The organism is Lysinibacillus sp. FJAT-14222 (assembly GCF_001278875.1).
In the GTDB taxonomy this organism is placed as follows: domain Bacteria; phylum Bacillota; class Bacilli; order Bacillales_A; family Planococcaceae; genus Lysinibacillus; species Lysinibacillus agricola.
Genome location: NZ_LIYL01000024.1, coordinates 171,203 through 191,818, shown reverse-complemented (window position 1 = coordinate 191,818; position 20,616 = coordinate 171,203). Strand labels below are relative to the sequence as shown.

The following is a 20,616-nucleotide window of genomic DNA, read 5'->3' as shown; positions in this document are numbered from 1 at the left end:
AAGGATGAAAATAACATTTGTTAAAACGTATGCCATAAATATGTTGATTGGAGTGGAGACTAGGCGACTCCTTGGGGATCATCGGACGCCCCCCAGGAAAGCGCCCAGCCGGAACGGAAATCATCCACACGTTATGGTGATGCCCAAATTTATAAAATATTCTCCTTTTCGGCTATCATAGAAAGGAAGAGATAGAAAAGGAGTCTGTACAAAATGAATATTAGTAATTTTTCTATTAAAAGGCCTGTTTTTACAATCGTTACGATGCTATTAGTCATTATTTTAGGTGGCGTATCTTTATTAAAAATACCTATTACGCTCATACCAGAGTTACGTCCACCAATAGGCGTTGTTGTTACTTCTTATCCTGGTGCAAGTCCAACAGAGATTAATGAGAAAATAACGAAGCCTTTAGAAACAACGCTTGCCACCTTACCAGGGATTAAAAAACTACAGTCTACCTCCCAAGAAGGATCCAATTTAATTATTCTCGAGTTTAATTGGGCAACCAATATTGAAGATGTTCAGCTCGATATTTTACAACGTATCGATATGACCCCTTTACCGAATGATGCTGAGAAGCCTAGCTTTTTAAAATTTGATCCATCACAATTTCCTATCATACAGCTTTCGCTACGTGCGGAGAATGATAATGTAGATGTGCGATTATTGGCGGAAGCCTTGGAAAAAGAGCTTCGTCGAACAGCAGGTGTCGCAAGTGTAAATGTTTCCGGTAAGCTGGTAGAAGAAGTTCAACTAACTTTAGATGAATCGAAGTTAATTGAAAAAGGATTAACCCAAGCAGATGTTATTCAAATTATTCAATCGAACAATGTATCTCTTCCAGGTGAACCAGTGTTAACAGCCGATGGGAAGATGTTAACTACTCGTATTCTTAGCACATTAAATTCGCCAGAAAGCATTGCTGATTTAATCATTTCGGTAAATCCAATAGATGGTAAAGCATTAACAGTTGGAGAAGTAGCGACTGTTGAGCGCGCGGAGCAAAAATCTATAACTACAACACGAGCAAATGAGCATCCTGCAGTTTTAATGTCTGTATTACAGGAATCAGGCGCTAATACGGCAGAGGTCTCAAAAGCTTTTAAAGAAGCTTTAAATGATTTATTAACGAAGAAGGAATATCAAGGAATCGTTGCGGATGTGCTAGTGGATCAAGGAAACTATGTAGATTTAGCGATTAACAATATCGGATCTTCTTTACTTTTAGGTGGATTATTTGCAATGTTCGTACTTTTTGTCTTTCTACGAAGTGTGAAAAGCCCTATTATTATTGGAATTGCAATTCCTTATTCGGTTATTGTTACATTTGTTTTAATGTTTTTTGCAAATTTCTCGCTCAATATTATGACATTGGGAGCGTTAGCACTTGGCATCGGTATGCTTGTTGATAATGCTATCGTTGTTATTGAAAATATTGAACGACATTTAGGACTCGGCAAGGACCCGATAGTAGCGGCTAAGGAAGGGACAAAGGAAGTGGCGCTTGCAATTTCTGCTTCCACTCTCACAACAATTGCGGTATTCATTCCTGTGATGTTTATTGAAGGATTAATAGGACAAATTTTCACAGAATTTGCATTAACTATTTCTTTTAGCTTAATTGCTTCTTTAGTCGTTGCGCTAACAGTTGTCCCAATGCTTGCAAGTCGTCTGTTAAAAATGAAATCTACAAATATTTATGAAAAACGTAACGAATCATCTTTTTACAAGAGCTACAAATCATCAATTATTTGGGTACTGCGTCACCGCATGCTTGTATTGATCTCAACAGTTGTCTGTTTTGGACTTGCGTTATTTGGGCTTATGAAAATTGGCACAGAGTTTTTACCGCCAACCGATGAAGGATTTGCATCCATTAGTGTGAATCTTGAAAAAGGGGTAGCAGTATCAGAAACAGAAAAAGTTGTTGCGAAAATTGAAGAACGCTTAAAACAGGAGAAAGATGTTGACGTATATGTTAGCTTAATCGGTGGTACACAGCAGTCACAAGCACGAGGACAAACAAGTGCAAACCAAGCAGAGCTATATGTAAAACTTGTCCCTTTAGCAGATAGGAACCGTTCGATTTTCGAATTTGTGGAAGAGGTTGAGCGAGATTTGCATGCCGAACTTGGTGAGCAAGTTGAAATCACCTTCAATGTCTCAACGTCAACAGGTTCTTCACCAAATACATTAACGTTTAGGTTAACAGACTCTGATGAACAAAGACTTCATAGCTCTGTTGATAAAGTGCAGCAGGAGCTATCAAAAGTAAATGCCGTCACAAAGGTATCTACGGATTTAGATATCACTGTAAAAGAAATACAAGTCGAAGTAGACCGAGAAAAGGCAAAAGACTACGGATTTGTACCTGCACAAATTGCTCAAACGGTCAATCAAATGACAAAGGGACAGCTAACTACTCAAATAATTGCAGAGGATGGTGCCGTATTGCCTGTCTATACAGGCTTTGGACAAGTATTTAATGATAGTATCGAGTCATTAAAATCGATGCAACTTCGTTCACCTGCTGGTTTATTTGTAAAATTAGAGGACATTGCCACTGTTTCTATAAAGGAAGGACCAGTATCGATTAGACGTTCTGATCAGGCGGCTGCTGTTGCATTTTTTGTCGAGTATGAAACGAAGGAATCATTAGGAGGGGTGTCAGCTAAAGTGGACCGAGCATTGAAAAAAGCTGATTTACCATCCGAAACTCAAGTTGTCTTTAGTGGAGATCGAGAGCTTTATGATAGTGCGATCAATGATATGCTTTTAGCGGTTGCACTAGCAATAGTGCTTGTGTATATCGTGATGGCTGCACAGTTTGAATCATTCAAATATCCATTCGTCATCATGTTCACAGTACCATTAATGATTATTGGCGTTGCCATTGCGATGTTTGCTACGAACACGCTAGTTAGTGTGACATCTGTTATAGGAATATTAGTACTCGTTGGGATTGTCGTAAATAACGGAATTGTACTTGTAGATTACATTAATCAGCAAAAAGCCAAAGGAATGTTGACGTATGATGCGATTTTACTTGCTACACAGGATCGACTTCGACCAATTTTAATGACTGCACTAACAACAATTTTAGGATTGTTGCCACTTGCTCTTGGCATTGGCGAGGGAACAGAGATGAATCAACCGATGGGAATTGCAGTAATCGGAGGACTTGTGACATCAACTTTGCTGACATTATATATTGTACCGATTGTTTATAGCTTAATGGATAAAGAAACTAGGAAGATGCGCTAAGTTTAGGGGGGATGAGAGATGGGGGTTCATTTTTTTACAGGTTTTCCTGGGTTTATTTCAAGTCAATTAATACGAGAGCTATTTCGAAAAAATCAATCACAGGAAGTAATCGCTATTGTTTTAGCTGGTGAATTAGTAAAAGCAAATATAGAAAGAGCTAATATATTAACGGAGTTTCCTAACGCTTCTATTCGTATTGTAGAGGGAGATATTACATTACCGAATCTTGGCATAGAAAACCAAGCTATACAGGAAATTGTACCTCAAATTGAGGTGCTCTGGCATTTAGCTGCAATTTATGATTTAGCAGTACCACGCGATATAGCGTGGAAGGTAAATGTGCATGGTACGACTATGGTCAATGATTTTGTTCGAACACTTCCGAACTTAAGACGCTATATGTACTTTAGTACGGCGTATGTGGCAGGTATACGTGAAGGTGTTTTGTGTGAAAACGAACTAATTCGCCCGCCTGCATTTAAAAACTATTATGAGGAAACAAAATTTGAAGCTGAACATCGAGTAGAGGATTTAAAATCAGAGATACCACTGACAATTATTCGACCAGGCATAGTGCGTGGTCATTCTGAATCAGGGGAGACAATTAAATTCGATGGGCCTTATTTCTTTTTAAATATGGTGGATAAATTAAAATGTCTTCCTTTTATTCCGTATATCGGTCAATCGAAATCAATAATAAATGTGGTACCCGTGGATTATATTATAAACGCCTCGACTTATCTAGTTGATGAAAAATGTGCTGAAGGGAAAACGTTGCATCTAACGGACCCAAATCCGCATCCTGTGCAGGAAGTGTACCGTACGATGGTAAAATTATTAACTAGCCATTATCCTAAGGGACGATTACCGTTAACACTGGCTAGAATATCTTTACAAGTGCCACTTATCCGAAAAAGTCTAGGTGTTGAGCAAGAATCTTTAGACTACTTAACTTGGAATGCTAAGTTCGATACATCAGAAGCAGTTGCTATTTTGAAAAAGGGTGGTATTACATGCCCCGATTTTATACAGACTATGCCTAGAATGATTGATTTTTATTTAGCACATAAAGAAGATAAAAGCTATCAAATTCAGATAAGGTAAATAGTACACTGATTGAGAGTTGGAGCAATCGTGCGTTTATGGCCCATCTAGCAAACAAACAAGTTGTCACTATTCAATTAGCGGTAGACATCAGACAGAAGTTATTGAGGGTTAATAGTAGGGGTAGATAATTTTGCCACTCATATATGATAGTGCTATAATAAGTTTTCAGAAGAAAAACCTTCGACGTTTTGTCAAAGGGGAGTAGCTAACAGATACGAGCGATGTATCTGGATTCACATTCGTCATGACATGGTTTTTACCATCGGGTGTGATAGGCGAATAACTCTATGCTAGCGGTATTTAACTTCTTTCAGCAAACATCTGTAGCTGACGCTTCGCTTTCGCTACAAAAAACATCTGTAGCTGACGCTTCGCTTTCGCTACAAAAAACATCTGTAGCTGACGCTTCGCTTTCGCTACAAAAAACATCTGCTGAAAGAAGTTAGCCTCCAGACGCAATTAGCCGAGGCATAATTGATCTACTAGTAATAGAACGGTACTGATATAAAAGTCAGGTATTTATTTGCTTAGCGAGACCTTTGCCTTTTAATAGGGGCAGGGGTCTTTTCTTTTGTACTCGTATAGTAATGACTATTTTGGGTATACAGAGCTTTAGAGGAGGCACTTGAATGGAATCAATTTTATTACAATATGGTTGGGTACTTATTGTACTTATAGTATTAGAAGGGTTATTAGCAGCAGATAATGCGGTTGTGATGGCTGTGATGGTGAGGCATTTACCACAAGAGCAACAAAAAAAGGCATTATTTTATGGATTATTTGGCGCGTTAATTTTCCGATTCTCGGCACTCTTTGTCATTACAATATTAGTGAATTATTGGCAAATTCAAGCATTGGGAGCAGCTTATTTATTATTCATGTCTGCCAAAAATATATATGATTTGCGTCATAAAGAGGATTCGGAAGAAGTGGCGAACGATAAAGCTAAGAAAAAGGGCACTGGTTTTTGGATGACAGTGCTTAAGGTGGAGGCCGCGGATATTGCATTTGCTATCGATTCTATGCTTGCTGCAGTTGCCATTGCTGTAACTTTACCGAAGTTAGGGGACTTTGATATTGGTGGCATTAATGGTGGGCAATTTAGTGTCATGTTACTTGGAGGGTTTATCGGAGTCATTATGATGCGATTTGCGGCACAATGGTTTGTAAAAATATTAAATGACTACCCCTCACTTGAAACCGCTGCGTTTTTAATTGTAGGTTGGGTAGGAGTGAAGCTTGTTGTGTTAACTTTGTCACATGAGAAAGTGGGCATTTTACCTGTAGAGTTTCCACATTCTACTGCATGGGAGTTAACTTTCTGGGTTGTGTTAGTGGCTATCGCACTAGTAGGGTATCTAGTAGGTGTTCGTCATAAAAATCAAGAAGCTCAATAAGCATTAACTAATTTCAGTAAACATGCGCTGAAATTAGTTAATGCCTCCGGCGGATGTCACGGAATCGGAAAGGAGTTCTTAAAGGATGTTAGCCTAAAATCATCGCAGCGATAACGGCTAACTGACCTGCATCCTGTTGTTGCTGCCGCTTCGCTTTCGCACAGACAAAACCCTGTTGCTGCCGCTACGTTAGCACTGCGCTTTCGCACAGACAAAACCCTGTTGCTGCCGCTTTGCTTTCGCACAGACAAAACCCTGTTGCTGCCGCTTTGCTTTCGCACAGACAAAACCCTGTTGCTGCCGCTTCGCTTTCGCACAAAAAACATCTGCAGGCCTAAGCACAAAGTCGAATCCGGACGTAATTATGCCGAGGCATCATTGATGAGGAATAGTCGTATCTATTCCTCTTTCTTTTTTTATATATTTTTTCTATACTAATATCTATCGAGTTTGGCATCATGTGAGGAAGGAGTTGTTAAAGTGCCCTGGAAAAAATCATCAAATAGACTTGTAACCCCTTTTCAGGTACTTGTTTCTTATTATTTTATAGCTATAGCGATTTCCTTCCTGTTACTACGGCTACCTGGCGTTCACCAAGAAGGTGTGAAAGTTTCATTATTAGATAGCTTGTTTACTGCAGTTAGTGCAGTTAGTGTAACAGGTTTAACAACATTTAATATATCTGAGAGCTATACAACATTTGGGCTCGTGATGGTCCTTGTCATTTTACAGCTTGGGGCAATTGGTATAATGTCACTAGGTACCTTTGTTTGGTTACTTGTTGGGAAAAAAATTGGTATGCGTGAGCGTCAATTGATTATGATTGACCATAACCAATACAATTTGTCAGGGGTTGTTCAATTAATTCGAGAAATATTGAAAATCTTAATTGGCATTGAAGTGATGGGGGCATTTATTTTAACGTTGCACTTTACCAATTACTTCGATACTTTGGAAGAAGCCTTGATTCATGGTGTCTTTGCCTCCGTTTCAGCTACTACAAATGGGGGCTTTGATATTACTGGTATGAGTTTACTACCGTTTCATAACGATTACTTTGTTCAAGCGATAACAATGGTGCTAATTGTGCTTGGCGCGATAGGCTTCCCAGTTTTAATTGAAGTGAAAACCTTTTTACTTAATCGCCATGCAAATTTCCGCTTTAGTTTATTTACTAAAATAACAACTTCCACATATGCAATTTTATTTGCAGTAGGGGCTGTCGTTATTTTACTGCTTGAATCATTCCATTCCTTTAAGGGAATGCCTTGGCATGAGGCTCTGTTTTCTGCAATGTTCCATTCTGTTTCAACACGATCAGCTGGACTTACGACGTATGATGTAACAACCTTTAGTGAAGCAACAGATATTTTTATGAGTTTTTTAATGTTTATTGGCGCCTCACCGAGTTCAGTTGGTGGTGGGATACGTACAACAACGTTTGCAATGGCCATTCTATTCCTAATTACCTTCTCACGAGGAAGAGAGGATATTCAAGTATTCGGACGTGAAATACATTTAATTGATGTATTCCGCTCGTTTGTTGTTATCTTATTGGCATTCTTTATGGTATTAGTAGCGACAATTATTTTACTCATTACTGAGCCACATGCGTCACTGATTCAAATTATTTTTGAAATTACATCAGCGTTCGGAACGTGTGGGATGTCTTTAGGGATCACCTCTGACTTATCGGTAATTGGTAAAATTATCGTTATGATTTTAATGTTTATTGGTCGTGTCGGATTAATTTCCTTCCTTTACACTCTAGGTGGTGGCGGTAGAGGTAAAAAATCTAATTATCACTATCCAAAGGAACGTGTAATTATTGGGTAAAGCACTAAACCATTGATATAAAGGCTTTTATGGAAGTCTATTCTTGAATTGCCCCTTTTTGTTCTCTTAAAGGTTACCTTTTGAGATAATCTTCAAATTTATAGATGTAATGTGCAAGTAGGTGTTAGCTGTGACACAAAGTGGTGTGATGACTACGGACTGGCACTAGGATTGTATATCACAATTCAACAACGTTGTTCAGTGTTTGTTGAGAATGGTTTAGTCATGTATGCTAGGTAAACCAACCAAAAAAGACCAGGTACTCGATTTATTTGACCTGGTCGGTTTACTTATTAAATCTTGCTGAAGATACAGTTATGGTGTCTGATACGTGTAAGGAAATTCGTGCAAAAAAAGATATAGGAAAAATGAAGAGCGGCTGCATAAGAGGAAATCTTTTGCAGCGTTTTTTTTGTGTTATCGTTTATTTTTGGTGGATCACTTGAACTATCGAGCATGATTGGGCCTCTCATTGGCAATCTATTCTTGACGATTAAGTAGCTCATAACTTATCTTGAACAGCTTCTTTTACTTCACCAAAGTTCGATTTTTTTTGATATACTTACTATTACAATTTGTCATTTACAAAGAAAATAATGTATAAAATCAGCATATAAGTGACTTCGTCATATAATTGTCAAAAAATTTAAAATTGTTTTTCCTGAATATAATGACTGTTGAGTGGGTAATATTTACAATGCAAAGGCATTAGTGACCTGAGAATTTCGTACTAAACTTTTTTAGGATAATTGTAATACCTCTACTAACATCTGATGACCATAAGAAAGCTATCGGTTTTACTTAAAATAGGTACATTTGAAATGTAATTATTTGGATTCATTTTAGATTACTGATAAATTTAAGAGTTCTTTATGAATGTAAAAAAACGCTAATCCAATATTTATTAATGGACTAGCGTTTCTTATTATACAGAGTGGATTGTTGCAAAGTATGGTGCTTGACCGAGACGGAAGTAAGTTAAAAGATAGGCATTTTTTTGTACAATTTTGCCATTTGAGAAATTTTGGTAATCTATGTGATGCGGAATAATGAGCGTATGTTTAAACAACTCTTTTTCAGATAGATTGAAGCTTGCGAATTCCTCACCTGCAATTGTAGGGTTTTCACGTAAAGCATTATAAAGTGTTTTTTGTTGCTCCTCTGTAGGGCGCTCCTTCCACCATAATTTACGTGGCTGGAACTGCTGAGCCTTTAAATAATCCAGCTGCATTAAGCTTTGAATAACATTTAAATTAGCACCCTCTACAGTTTCTAAAAACATTAATAAACGACGGAATAAATCCTCAAGCTGATGACCGATACGTGACCAACCCTTTGTTTCCCAATACGTACCGAAATTTTGGAAGAAATCAAATGGCGTTTCAAACACTTCAGTTACTAAGTATTCAATCGTATGATCCATACGGTGATCATTCCAGTATTTCTCAAGTACATCCTCTGCATGTTTAATGCGTACAATATCATCAAATGTTAAGACATTGTTTGAGAAAATTTCGTAAGGAGCTAAGTCCACATAAGTATAGCCGAATTTTTCAGCCTCTAGACGAAGGCCTGTACCGCGCAGAAGTTTAAGGAAGCCAAGCTGTAATTCTTCTGGTCGCATGGCGAAAACATCATTAAAGGTTTGGCGGAAGCTTGCATAATCTTCCTCTGGTAAACCAGCGATTAAATCTAAATGCTGATCAATCTTTCCACCTTCTTTGACCATCGTCACTGTACGCGTTAGTTTTTCAAAGTTTTGGCGGCGTTTCACAAGAGTATTTGTTAAATCATTCGTCGACTGAACACCGATTTCAAAACGAAAAAGACCTTGTGGTGCGTTATCATTTAAAAACTGGATAACCTCAGGACGCATAATATCTGCGGTAATTTCAAATTGGAATACAACCCCTGGCTTATGTTCATCGATTAAAAATTGGAACATTTCCATAGCATAGCTGCGGCTTATATTAAATGTACGGTCAACAAATTTAATAATACGTGCACCATTGTCCATCAAGAATCGAATATCTTCTTTTATTTTTTCTCGGTTAAAATATCGAACACCTACTTCAATAGAAGATAAACAAAATTGACAGCTAAATGGACAGCCTCGACTTGTTTCGATATATTGAATTCGTTTGCTTAGATGTGGGAGATCCTCATCAAAGCGAAATGGACTTGGCAATTCACGTAAATCTACTTTTGGTGGTTGTGCGTGAATTCGCACTTTACCATCCTCTAAGTAGCAAATCCCTGGAACATCCTCTAATGCAATTTCTCCATGCAAATAGCGGAGCAATTGTTTAAAGGAAGTTTCTCCTTCGCCCATAATAATGAAATCAACCTCTTCAATTCTCCGTAACCAATGATGGGTATCGTAAGAAACTTCAGGTCCCCCGAGCAAAATTTTAACATTTGGACAGACAGTTTTTAACATCTTGATAACGTGAATCGTTTCTTCAATATTCCAAATATAGCAACTAAATCCTACAATATCAGGTTTTTTTTGAAACAAATCTGATACAATATTAAAAGCGGGATCTTTAATTGTATATTCTGCAATGACTGGATTAAACTCCGGTAGAGCAGCACCTTTTAAATAACGCAATGCTAAATTTGTGTGAATATACTTTGCGTTTAAAGTAGTTAAAATAGTATTCATTTAATAATCTTCCTTTCAATTTCTAATTGTAACAGTCAAGTAGCTGTCATACAATATAATCCTTTTTACCTATTTATTTTGTGAACAGTTCGTGAAATAATTTTAAATACTTAAATTTACTAAATTTTGTAATAATAGAATCGTACAGTCATAAAGTATAGTAAGGCTCAAAATTCGATTAAGAGGTTTTTTACTCTTTTGAAAGGTTAGGTGAGAAAGTTGAAGCAAAATGATATTAATCAATGTTTTGGAAATCTTATGAAAAGTACTTCGTCACCAACACTTATTCTTAATAAAGCAGGGAAAATTTTGAACGTGAATGAGGCTGCTATTAAACTTTTTAACCTTAATTTAACGTATATTGGCTACTTAGCTATGGACGAGCCATCAAATTTAAACTGGGCGAAGTTCGTCAAACAATTACAAAGTGATTTGAGATCAGAGGAAATCTTCAATATTAGAACAACTGGTAATGAGTTTGAAATGATGTCCTTCAAATGTTTTTATGATCCAAACACTGAAGAAATTGTTGCGCAAATTTCAACGTTAAATAATGACATAGCTCATGAATTATATGTTAGCCAAGAGCAGGAGAGATCACAATCTTTCAATGCTTATGATAACTTACCTTACGCTGTTATTGTAAGTGACGCTAGCGGGATAATTCTTGGGCTAAATAAGTATGCTGAAATGTATTTGAAAATTGAAAAATCACAGCTTCTTCATAAAGCACATCAACACATATTTGATACATTTTCGTTGAAGAAAGGTCAAATTACAACATACCTTTCTAAACTGATGGGTGAAAAGCATGCAAGTATTCATGTAGTTGATGAAACTCAAGTTAGCAGAACTTGTTATTATGAAATTTCGAGTGTCTTTGATGAATATAACAATATTATTGTCACAGTCATTAATGATGAAACAGAAAAGAAACAACTTCAACATAAAGTTGAGCATCAACAAGCTTTAAATGTTGTTGGTCAAATGGCCGCGAGTATTGCCCATGAAATTCGTAATCCATTAACTTCTTTAAAGGGCTTTACTGAGTTATTAAAGCTAAATGCTGATGAGGAATCAAGCATGTATTTATCGGTCATTGATAGTGAACTCCAACGGATGGAACAAATTTTATCCGAGCTTTTAGTATTGTCCAAGCCAACAAGCATGAAGGTAGAATTATTAGAGCTAGACAACATTGTGAAGCAAGTGATTGAGTTTATGTTACCAGATGCACTTATGAAAAATATTATGATTCAATATATTTCTGCTTCTACGCAAGTATATATTGGTGGCAATGAGAATCGTTTAAAGCAAGTATTCATGAATCTTATTAAAAATGCGATGGAATCCATGAAAAGTGGTGGAACCATCACAGTAGAAATAAATGTTATTGATTGTGCGAGTGTAGAACTAATGATTAAAGACGAAGGTGTCGGCATGGACAGCGCTACCCTTCAAAACTTATTCCAACCTTTTTACACGACGAAATCAACAGGGACAGGACTAGGCCTTGCTTTCGTGAAAAAGGTGATTGAAGAGCATGAAGGTGTAATAGGTGTGAATAGTGAATTACAGAAGGGGACATGCTTCCACTTACAATTCCCAATTTACACATTTAATCAGATGGATACAATGGATGTATCCGCGAAGGATTCTGCTTATTTAGTAACATAAAGAGAGTACTAATGGTTGCATAAACCACCGCGAAAGGCACAAAATCAAATATTGCTTTTGACAACGCTTTTCTAATATCGCTATAATGGCATGTATAAAGAGCGAATTGAGAGGAAAAGGATATGACGTCAGAAGATATAAAACAATCTTTAAAATTATACATTGTATTATCACGTGCGCATAAAGCAATTAATGAAACGACCCATCAATTTTTTCAAGAGAATGGATTAAACCCAACTGAGTTTGCTGTATTAGAGCTTCTTTATCATAAAGGAAGACAACCATTACAGCAAATTGGCAATAAAATTTTGCTAGCTAGTGGGTCTATTACGTATGTCATTGACAAGCTTGAAAAAAGAGGATATTTATTGCGTGTCTCTTGTCCATCAGATCGCCGTGTTACCTATGCAGATATTACTGATAAAGGTGAAGCATTTATGGGAGAACTATTTCCAAAACATGAGCAGCATTTACATGAATTGATGAGTGTGCTTTCCGTTGAAGAAAAAGATCAAGCTATCACTTTATTAAAAAAATTAGGCCTGTCTATTAAGGATTTGTCTTATTAAAAAGAGTTGTCTCAATCCATTTGAGGCAACTTTTTTTATTTTGAACAGTAGCCGCGCTTTTGTTGATTAAAAAGGCTCTACATCAAATGTTGAGCTGAGACACAATGCTTACGCACAAAAAATACTTGTTGCTGCCGCTTCGCTTACGCACAAAAAACACTTGTGGCCTCATGTGGCTCATCGGACACCCCCAGGAAAGCGCCCAATTGGAACGGAAATCAATCTCGTTATGGTGATGAGCCTCATTTAAAATAATAAAAAGACTGTAGAGCAAACAAGTCTTTCTAACAAGTTTGTCTACAGTCTTTTTTGAATCATTATTTTTTAGAAATAGTTGCTGCCATTTTAAGCATAGCATCTGTTAAATCTAGTTCGTCGTTATCGTGAATTATTAGTTTTGAAATTAAACCATCTTTTTCAAAAACAATGCCGATTACTTTTTCTTTTTCTGTATCAAAATTCACAACATAACCCTCAATGTTTTTAACATCTTTAAATGCAGCTAGTTCCTCAGAAGTTAAAGCTACTGTTTCACCAACAGCATTCATATAATCTTGCATAGATGTTTTTGTATCATCATAGCTTGATTGTGATGCATCAATTGTTTCGATACGCATAAATACTTCAGAATTTTCATTAGAAACTAACATGTCTTTACCTGGTTCTTCTTGAGTAAGTGTAAATCCAGGTAGCTGTTGCATTTTATAGCCTTGTTCAGCACTTTTAGATTCTGTTGCTTTTCCAGTCTTGTCTTCACCTTTTTGTACATAGTTAACTTCTTGTTCAGGCTTAGCTGAAGTGTCCGTATTGTCTTTATTTGTTTCATTTGATGTAGGCGTTTCTTGCGGTTCATCTACAGCTGTATCCTCAGATGATGGCTGTTGTTGTTCAGTCGTTGTATTTGCTGGCTCCTTTTTTTGAGCATCAGAATCCTCTGTTTTATCAGAAGTGTTACATCCTACGACTAAAACTGCTGTTAATAATAATGCAGGTATAGAAAATAATCTTTTTTGCATGAAAAGCCCTCCTTTTCTTTATTAAACGTTGGTAAAGATAAAATGTTTCCAAATTTTAATGTTATCATGTTAAAGGTAACACTAAAAATAATAATAGTACAAAAACTACATGGGTTACAATAACAAGTGGCATACTTTTACGCCATTCATATAAAAAGCCCCAAATAAGGCTTGTTACAAGTGCAGCAATCATACCCAGCATAAAGCCACTAATAGCAATGGAGATGGCGCATAACATCGCAGTTACAATAACAGCAAAAGCAGGACGCATAAAGCGTTTTAGCTGTTGTTGAATATAGCCGCGCCAAAATAGTTCTTCACCAATGGCTACAATGAATACGAGTAATATATAGTGCCAAATATTTTGTGGTCCATAGTTTGCTAAAAATTTTTGTACTGATTGTACTAAGGAATTATTAATGTGTGGTGCAAGCCAATAGCCAAAGCGTATAATACCATATGTTATTGTACCGTATCCAATACCAAAGAGTAAAAATTGCCAGGTAGGTAACTGATCTTCGATTTTACCAGCCAGAATTGCAATGGCAATACATACAAGTAAAGTAAATGCATACATGTACCAAAATACAGCTTGGTTAGCAAAGGTAAAAGCTAGCATGCCATAAACGAATAATAAAGAAAGGAGAAATATTATTGTTTGTTTCGAATTTGTAAGCATATTTCGACCTCCATGCTTTAATTTTAACAAAAAAAAAGTCCCATATCATCTATAAAGATAAATAGGGACTATTCAGACTATTGAGCTTCATTTGTATATAAAATTTTGTAACGTTTATGGTTGACGACCGTTTTCTCTTCAATTTCAAGGGAATCAAAATTCTCCATGTATGTTAAATCAACGATCACCGAATTTTCATTTACTTTTTCGACTATACCTTGTAAGCCATCTTTAAACTCGATAATATTTCCAACTTCAGCTATTTTCACAGACAGTCAGCTCCTTCATCGACTAATAATATACAGTTTGCATGAAAAAAAGGGAAACGTAAAGCCTTTTTTAAATAATTCATAATTTGTTACACAAAATGATAAAAAGAAAGGAATAGAATTAATGGAAAAATACGAAAATATGATTAAACAATTACAAAATGGGGAAATAAACAGTGTAGAAATAGAAAAGGAACAATTTTATGAGTTTCGAGAAGTACTTGTAAAACATCCTTTATTTAAACATGTTAGAGGTGAGGCCAAACAAAATGGACGAGTGATTTACACTTATCAGGAAATTCCTAGAAGCTAATTTGTCGAACATTGTCGTAAGTTAATGCTGTAAGAAATGAAATATAAATGTATAATAATGGTATGATTATTTGTGTGTGGAGGGTTGTATGAATGGTCAATCTACTCTTGAAACAAATGGAACAAACTCGTGAGATGATGATTCGCTCAGGTGTAGAAAACGGGTTACAAAATGCGAAAACCATTCAACTGAGTCGCAGATTAGATCAGTTAATGAATACTTATTATAGACAGACAGCATTTGAAGACGAAGAAGATCAAGAAGATTGAAAGAATGTTCCAGTATTCAGAGTATAAACTTTTTAAATAGTATGTTTAAAAAGCATTTTCTGGGGAATACTTAATATGAACACAGCAACATTCTCATTTCCCCCTTTAGAGCAGTGATACCCCATCAACTGCTCTCTTTTTTTTATCTTCATTCAGCAAATGTTTTTGTAACGAAAGCAAAGCGACAGCAACAATGTTTATCTGCGCGAAAGCAAAATTGATTTACTCGTATATATGCAGCACATAAGGTTTTTAGTACAAGTCAAAGAAGAGTTTGAATTATCCCACTTATTCAACTACACTGAAAGTTAAAATAAGTGCTAATGTTGGTTATCTGAAAAGTGGTATAGAGAATCAATCGATAGCCTTTATAGCAAAGGAGCATTTTTACATATGGGAAAAGAGCGTATTGCATTTATCGGTACAGGCGTTATGGGAGCTAGCATCATCAAGCATTTATTACAGAATGGTCATGAGGTAACAGTTTATACACGTACAAAGGAGAAAGCAGAGCCGCTTATGGCATTAGGTGCAGCTTGGGCAAGTTCACCAGCAGAAGCATTTAAAAATAAGGAAATAGCCTTTACGATGGTTGGATACCCTGCAGATGTAGAGGAAGTTTATTTTGGAGACAACGGATTATTTCAAACAGCTGAATTCGGCAATATCGTTATTGATATGACTACTTCAGAGCCAACATTGGCAAAGAGAATTTTTGACCATGCTCAAAAGCTTGGAGTAGAATCGCTAGATGCACCTGTTTCTGGCGGAGATATCGGTGCTCAAAATGGTACCTTATCCATTATGGTTGGAGGTAGTCGAGCTACATTCAATAAAGTTTTACCAGTCATGAATCATTTTGGTGGAAATATTGTTTATCAAGGTGAGGCCGGTGCAGGACAGCATGCTAAAATGTGTAATCAGATAGTTATTGCTTCAGGAATGATTGGTGTGTGTGAGTCACTTGCTTACGGTTTAAAGGCTGGACTTGATTTACCAACAGTATTGCAATCCATATCGTCTGGTGCAGCAGGTTCTTGGTCGTTAAGTAATTTAGCACCCCGCATGATCAAAGAAGATTATGCACCAGGTTTTTATATTAAGCATTTTGTGAAGGATATGAAAATTGCTTTAGACGAATCTAAAAAAATGGGGATTACATTACCAGGTCTTGCACTTGCTTATGACATGTATGAAAAGCTAATGGAAGAGGGCTATGGTGAAAACGGAACACAGGCACTTTTAAAAGCTTATCAATAAATTTAAACTTCTTTCAGCGGGTGTCCAAACACCTGTACCTGTCGCTACGCTTTCGGGACAAAAGACATCTGCTGAAAGAAGTTAAAGCCTCTGGCGGATGTCACGGAATCGGAAATGAATTCTTAAAGGATGTTAGCCTAAAATCATCGCATCCATGCGATAACGGCTAACTGACCTGCATCACGCAGGCCTAAGCACTAAGCCGATTCCGGACGCAATTATGCCGAGGCATAATTGATAGGTTTATCAAAAAATGTTAGACTTCTTACAAATTGTGATAATCATAATAGAAAAAACACAAAAAACTGAAGAGTTCTAATTTTAGAAAACCCAAAGTGCCATCTTATGGAACTTCGGGTTTTCTTATGTCTTCATTCAGTAGAAGGCTACGGAAGAATTACTCTTTACCAAAAAGTTTTGAGTCTAAAGAAAAACTAGATGCCCCAGCAAGTGCAAAGTATAAAGCAATTGCGGCTAAAGCTAAATCTAATTCATATCCAGCTAAGCCATCTGCGCCGATAAAGCCAACGCTAAGCTTCGCTGTAAAAATGGCAACAATCATTGTCACTGTCAATAAAGCGCCAAAAAGTCTTGTACCTAAGCCTAAAATAATTGCAACACCACCGACTAGTTCTATAATGGCAACAATATATGCCATAAAGCCTGGAATACCAATGGCGTCAAAATAATCAGCTGTGAAGCCGATACCACCCTGAAACTTTTGAAAGCCATGAGTGGCAAAAATAATGCCGAGTACGACACGTAAAATAGTTGAACCGATATGTTGCATAGTTTAATAACTCCTTTTGTTTTCCAACTTACATTTCGTAACTTAGTTTATTTTTAAAAACAAGTTTTGTCAAGTAACTAAATTTTATTTTTGAAACTTATTTTCGAAAAAATGATATACTGTTATATAAGAACAAAATACTTTTGGAGGAAGGTAAATTGGATCAAAAAAAAATTTGTCCACGATTTGAAAAGGCGCTCAAAATATTAAATCATAGCTGGAACACTCTGCTTATTTATCAGTTATTAGAAGGGCCTCAACGATACTCAACAATTAAAAATCAGTTGGGTATTAGCAGTCGTGTGTTAACGGAGAGATTAAAAGAATTAGAGATTGAGCAAATTGTAAAACGTACAGTTATTCCATCAACACCAGTAGTGATCGAATACGAGCTAACAGAAAAAGGACATGCACTTACACCGGTCCTTAAAGCAATAGAACAATGGTCTTCCATGTGGGTGAATACGGAAGAATAGTGCAATGGATATCCAAGCGAGGGGGCTTGGGTATCTTTTTTTTAGGCTAATAACCATAACGTGGCGCTAATTTCCAAGGAGTCGCCATGCCTCACTCCAATCAACTTATATAAATGGCATACATTTTAACAAATATTATCTCCAACTTTTGGTGATGAGCTTTTTTATGATGGAGGTATAAGAATTACTGCATTGCTAAAACAAAGTTCTAGATAATACTCCTTTAACAATAGTCCTATAACCCTAAATTAATGAGTATTAAGTAAATCTTTAGTAGTCCTTAGAGAGGGAGAAGATTCGTTCATATTAGAGTGTTAGTGAAGTGCGATTGCTTGTATATTGTAAATAGTATTAATTTTCTTTAAATAAAGGGAATTTTTTATTACAGAGGGGAATTTATTTAATAGTATAGAGAATGGGGAGGGGGGTTTTATGAAGCGGAGTTCAGCAGTAGACGTACAACATCGAAGTCAGTTAGCTCTTTATTTATCACTGCCAATTTTATCGTGGGCGTTTTATGATTTTGCGAATACAATATTTTCTTCAAATATTAATACAATATTTTTCCCATTTTATATGGATGAGGTTTTAGGGACGAATGAGGTAATGCAGCAGGTGGCGAGCACGTTTATTTCGTATGCAAATGCCATTGCTAGCTTTTTCCTCGTTATTTTTTCACCACTCTTTGGCGTATGGATTGATAATACTGGCTATAAAAAGAGATTTATCGTGTGGTTTGCATCTATTTCCATCTTCTTTACCTTTATGATGGGTGTTTTTGCGAATCTACAGACGTCAACAAATTATTCAGGTGTGCCACTTAGTTTATTTTTAGTTGTAGCTAGTTTTGTCATTGCGAAATTTTTCTTTAATTCAAGTCTAGTGTTCTATGATTCTATGATGGGAGACTTAGGGACGAAAGAGGAAATGCCCCTTATTTCTGGATATGGGGTAGCGATTGGCTATTTAGGTACAATTTTGGGGTTACTTGTTTATTTGTATGTAGGAAACAGTGATTTCCATCGAGCATTTATTCCAACTGCCATTTTATATTTAATATTTTCTTTGCCATTATTTTTTATTAATAAAGATACACCGATTCCAACGTCTCAACGAAAGCCTATTAAATTTTTAGATGGTTATAAGGAAATTGTTCAAACATTTAAGGACATGAAGCAATATAAAGCTATTTTCACCTTTATGATTGCTTACTTCTTTTTAAATGATGCAATTGCAACAACTATTGCAATGATGGCTGTATATGCTACAACGATTGTAGGCTTTACATCGGGGCAATTTATCGTGCTTTATTTAGTATCTACTGTTTCAACAATTATTGGCTCGCTTGCATTTGGTTATATTACAAAAGCAATTGGAGCTAAACGAGCGATAACTGTGGTGGCACTATTAATGATTGTCGCTTTAGCATTTGCTGTCTTTGCAACAGAGCAATGGATGTTCTGGCTTGCTGGTAGTATGTTCGGCATATCACTAGGATCAATGTGGGTAACATCTAGAACGTATATTATTGAATTGTCTCCAGATGAAAAACGTGGCCAATTTTTTGGCTTGTTTGCATTCTCGGGTAAAGTATCTTCAATTATTGGGCCAGCAGTCTACGGAACGGTCACATTATGGATGAAAGATTACGGAACGCTAGCAAGTCGTGTTGCGTTATCGACATTAATTGTGATGACAGTAATTGGCCTATTGGTACATCTAAAGGTCAATGGCTCAAAAGTTGGAGATGATATTTGTTAAAACGTATATCATGTCTATAAGTTGATTGGAGTGGAGGCTGGGCGACTCCTTGGGGATTAGCGGCTCATCGGACGCGCCCAGTCGGAACGGAAATCAACTCTACGTTATGGTGATGAGCCAAGTCAATGATAAAAATGGAAAAAGCAAGTAGGAGAAATGTATTGCCTATGATACAATTGAATTATAAATAGAAGTTGGAAAGAAAGGAGCGGGGTTGCTTTGGAACATAAAGGAATATTATTAGAGAGTGGCACAAATGAGCTAGAAATTGTTGAATTTGAAGTAGCTAACAATAAATTTGGTATTAACGTTATTAAAGTGAAAGAAATTATTCAACCGATTCCAGTAACATTTATTCCACACGCGCACCCGCATGTAGAAGGGATTATTCAATTACGAGGTGAGGTTTTACCAGTAGTTGATATGCTCCGAGTATTGGGTATTCAAAGTACAGAGCGTAATCCTCAGCAAAAATATATTGTAGCTGAGTTTAATAAACAGCGCGTAGTATTCCATGTAGATAACGTTACACAAATTCACCGTATTTCATGGAATCAAATCGAGAAACCTTCTGATATGTATCAAGGAGGAACATCACAAGTAATTGGTGTTATTAAGCAAAATGAGCAAATGATTTTATTGCTTGATTTCGAAAGAATTATGGTAGATATCAATCCGGATTCTGGTATAAGTGTAGAATCTGTTAAAAAGCTTGGTAAACGTGATCGCTCTGAAAAACGAATTTTAATTGCTGAAGATTCACCATTACTACGTAAGCTATTATTCGATACTATGAATGAAGCAGGTTACGAAAATGTAGAATTCTTTGAGAATGGCCGTGATGCTTATGAATACCTCGAATCCGTCGTCAAAGGTGGTAGCGATGTGTCTGAGCATATTCAATTAGTTGTGACGGACATAGAAATGCCGCAAATGGATGGGCATCATTTAACGCGTAAAATTAAGGAACATCCAGATCTCCAAAAGCTTCCTGTCATTATTTTTTCAAGCTTAATTACGGATGATCTTCGTCATAAAGGCGACCAAGTAGGTGCAGAGGATCAAATTAGTAAGCCTGAAATTGCAGAGCTTATTTTACGAGTAGACCAGCTTATCCTATAAAATGAAGCTTTACCAAGAGTGAACGCTTAAGATGAATAAAGTTGGAAAAGGTACTTCACAATATTAATAATGGGTATCCTGAAAGTATATTAATAATTTTAAGAAAATCGGATGCCTTTTTAGGTTCCGATTTTTTTGTATAG

At 36.4% G+C, this 20,616-nt stretch carries 20 protein-coding genes; 12 read left to right on the top strand and 8 right to left on the bottom strand.

What is annotated here, in order from left to right; genetic code table 11:
* Window positions 1-213 precede the first annotated feature (213 nt).
* Together AN161_RS12945 and AN161_RS12940 are read left to right on the top strand one after the other, a co-directional pair.
* Window positions 214-3,267 (top strand): efflux RND transporter permease subunit, encoded by a 3,054-nt coding sequence (locus tag AN161_RS12945; protein ID WP_053594773.1) that lies wholly within the window; start codon window positions 214-216, stop codon window positions 3,265-3,267.
* Window positions 3,268-3,285: 18 nt separating this feature from the next.
* Window positions 3,286-4,371 carry an SDR family oxidoreductase gene (locus tag AN161_RS12940; protein WP_053594772.1) on the top strand — a complete coding sequence of 362 codons (1,086 nt, stop codon included), beginning with the start codon at window positions 3,286-3,288 and terminating at the stop codon, window positions 4,369-4,371.
* A 303-nt stretch (window positions 4,372-4,674) separates the two neighbouring features.
* Here the strand turns inward: AN161_RS12940 and AN161_RS31025 are convergent, their stop codons facing one another.
* Window positions 4,675-4,803, bottom strand: coding sequence for a hypothetical protein (locus tag AN161_RS31025; RefSeq protein WP_277815942.1), 129 nt, complete (start codon window positions 4,801-4,803; stop codon window positions 4,675-4,677).
* Between the two features lie 200 nt (window positions 4,804-5,003).
* Here AN161_RS31025 and AN161_RS12935 point away from each other — a divergent pair, with 200 nt between their 5' ends.
* A complete protein-coding gene (locus tag AN161_RS12935; protein WP_053594771.1) occupies window positions 5,004-5,771 on the top strand; it encodes a TerC family protein in 768 nt (255 codons plus the stop codon).
* 56 nt (window positions 5,772-5,827) lie between these two features.
* On the opposite strand, the gene AN161_RS29660 is transcribed toward AN161_RS12935, so the two are convergent.
* Complete coding sequence (locus tag AN161_RS29660; RefSeq protein ID WP_158003022.1) at window positions 5,828-5,980, bottom strand: hypothetical protein; 153 nt, start codon at window positions 5,978-5,980, stop codon at window positions 5,828-5,830.
* Window positions 5,956-6,090 (bottom strand): hypothetical protein, encoded by a 135-nt coding sequence (locus AN161_RS31020; RefSeq protein WP_277815941.1) that lies wholly within the window; start codon window positions 6,088-6,090, stop codon window positions 5,956-5,958. Before AN161_RS31020 ends, AN161_RS29660 begins: the two co-directional genes overlap by 25 nt.
* A gap of 161 nt (window positions 6,091-6,251) precedes the next feature.
* Between AN161_RS31020 and AN161_RS12930 the strand changes: the two genes are divergently transcribed.
* Window positions 6,252-7,607: a TrkH family potassium uptake protein gene (locus AN161_RS12930; RefSeq protein ID WP_053594770.1), complete on the top strand. Its 1,356-nt coding sequence runs from the start codon at window positions 6,252-6,254 to the stop codon at window positions 7,605-7,607.
* 925 nt (window positions 7,608-8,532) lie between these two features.
* Here AN161_RS12930 and AN161_RS12925 read toward each other — a convergent pair.
* Complete coding sequence (locus AN161_RS12925) at window positions 8,533-10,272, bottom strand: B12-binding domain-containing radical SAM protein (protein ID WP_053594769.1); 1,740 nt, start codon at window positions 10,270-10,272, stop codon at window positions 8,533-8,535.
* 315 nt (window positions 10,273-10,587) lie between these two features.
* Between AN161_RS12925 and AN161_RS12920 the strand changes: the two genes are divergently transcribed.
* Window positions 10,588-11,949, top strand: coding sequence for an ATP-binding protein (locus tag AN161_RS12920; RefSeq protein ID WP_241774560.1), 1,362 nt, complete (start codon window positions 10,588-10,590; stop codon window positions 11,947-11,949).
* Window positions 11,950-12,071: 122 nt separating this feature from the next.
* Entirely contained in the window at window positions 12,072-12,518 is a 447-nt protein-coding gene (locus AN161_RS12915) for a MarR family transcriptional regulator (protein WP_053594768.1), read from the top strand.
* Between the two features lie 317 nt (window positions 12,519-12,835).
* Here AN161_RS12915 and AN161_RS12910 read toward each other — a convergent pair whose 3' ends face one another.
* From AN161_RS12910 to AN161_RS12900, 3 genes are all read right to left on the bottom strand, one after another.
* Window positions 12,836-13,534 carry a hypothetical protein gene (locus AN161_RS12910; protein ID WP_053594767.1) on the bottom strand — a complete coding sequence of 233 codons (699 nt, stop codon included), beginning with the start codon at window positions 13,532-13,534 and terminating at the stop codon, window positions 12,836-12,838.
* 64 nt (window positions 13,535-13,598) lie between these two features.
* Entirely contained in the window at window positions 13,599-14,213 is a 615-nt protein-coding gene (locus AN161_RS12905; protein WP_053594766.1) for a type II CAAX endopeptidase family protein, read from the bottom strand.
* A gap of 77 nt (window positions 14,214-14,290) precedes the next feature.
* The gene (locus tag AN161_RS12900) at window positions 14,291-14,482 is read right to left on the bottom strand and encodes a DUF2187 family protein (protein WP_053594765.1); all 192 of its coding nucleotides are present in this window, start codon (window positions 14,480-14,482) and stop codon (window positions 14,291-14,293) included.
* Window positions 14,483-14,606: 124 nt separating this feature from the next.
* On the opposite strand from AN161_RS12900, the gene AN161_RS12895 reads away from it, so the two are divergent.
* The 3 genes from AN161_RS12895 to AN161_RS12890 all read left to right on the top strand — a co-directional run bounded on the left by AN161_RS12895 (window position 14,607) and on the right by AN161_RS12890 (window position 16,324).
* Entirely contained in the window at window positions 14,607-14,795 is a 189-nt protein-coding gene (locus AN161_RS12895) for a hypothetical protein (protein ID WP_053594764.1), read from the top strand.
* 92 nt (window positions 14,796-14,887) lie between these two features.
* The gene (locus AN161_RS27560; RefSeq protein WP_075807235.1) at window positions 14,888-15,064 is read left to right on the top strand and encodes an aspartyl-phosphate phosphatase Spo0E family protein; all 177 of its coding nucleotides are present in this window, start codon (window positions 14,888-14,890) and stop codon (window positions 15,062-15,064) included.
* Window positions 15,065-15,457: 393 nt separating this feature from the next.
* Window positions 15,458-16,324: an NAD(P)-dependent oxidoreductase gene (locus tag AN161_RS12890; protein ID WP_053594763.1), complete on the top strand. Its 867-nt coding sequence runs from the start codon at window positions 15,458-15,460 to the stop codon at window positions 16,322-16,324.
* A gap of 397 nt (window positions 16,325-16,721) precedes the next feature.
* Here AN161_RS12890 and AN161_RS12885 read toward each other — a convergent pair whose 3' ends face one another.
* Complete coding sequence (locus AN161_RS12885) at window positions 16,722-17,114, bottom strand: DoxX family protein (protein ID WP_053594762.1); 393 nt, start codon at window positions 17,112-17,114, stop codon at window positions 16,722-16,724.
* 158 nt (window positions 17,115-17,272) lie between these two features.
* On the opposite strand from AN161_RS12885, the gene AN161_RS12880 reads away from it, so the two are divergent.
* From AN161_RS12880 to AN161_RS12870, 3 genes are all read left to right on the top strand, one after another.
* Entirely contained in the window at window positions 17,273-17,590 is a 318-nt protein-coding gene (locus AN161_RS12880; RefSeq protein WP_053594761.1) for a helix-turn-helix domain-containing protein, read from the top strand.
* Between the two features lie 432 nt (window positions 17,591-18,022).
* Entirely contained in the window at window positions 18,023-19,351 is a 1,329-nt protein-coding gene (locus AN161_RS12875; RefSeq protein ID WP_053594760.1) for an MFS transporter, read from the top strand.
* Between the two features lie 219 nt (window positions 19,352-19,570).
* A complete protein-coding gene (locus AN161_RS12870) occupies window positions 19,571-20,473 on the top strand; it encodes a chemotaxis protein (RefSeq protein WP_053594759.1) in 903 nt (300 codons plus the stop codon).
* Window positions 20,474-20,616 lie beyond the last annotated feature (143 nt).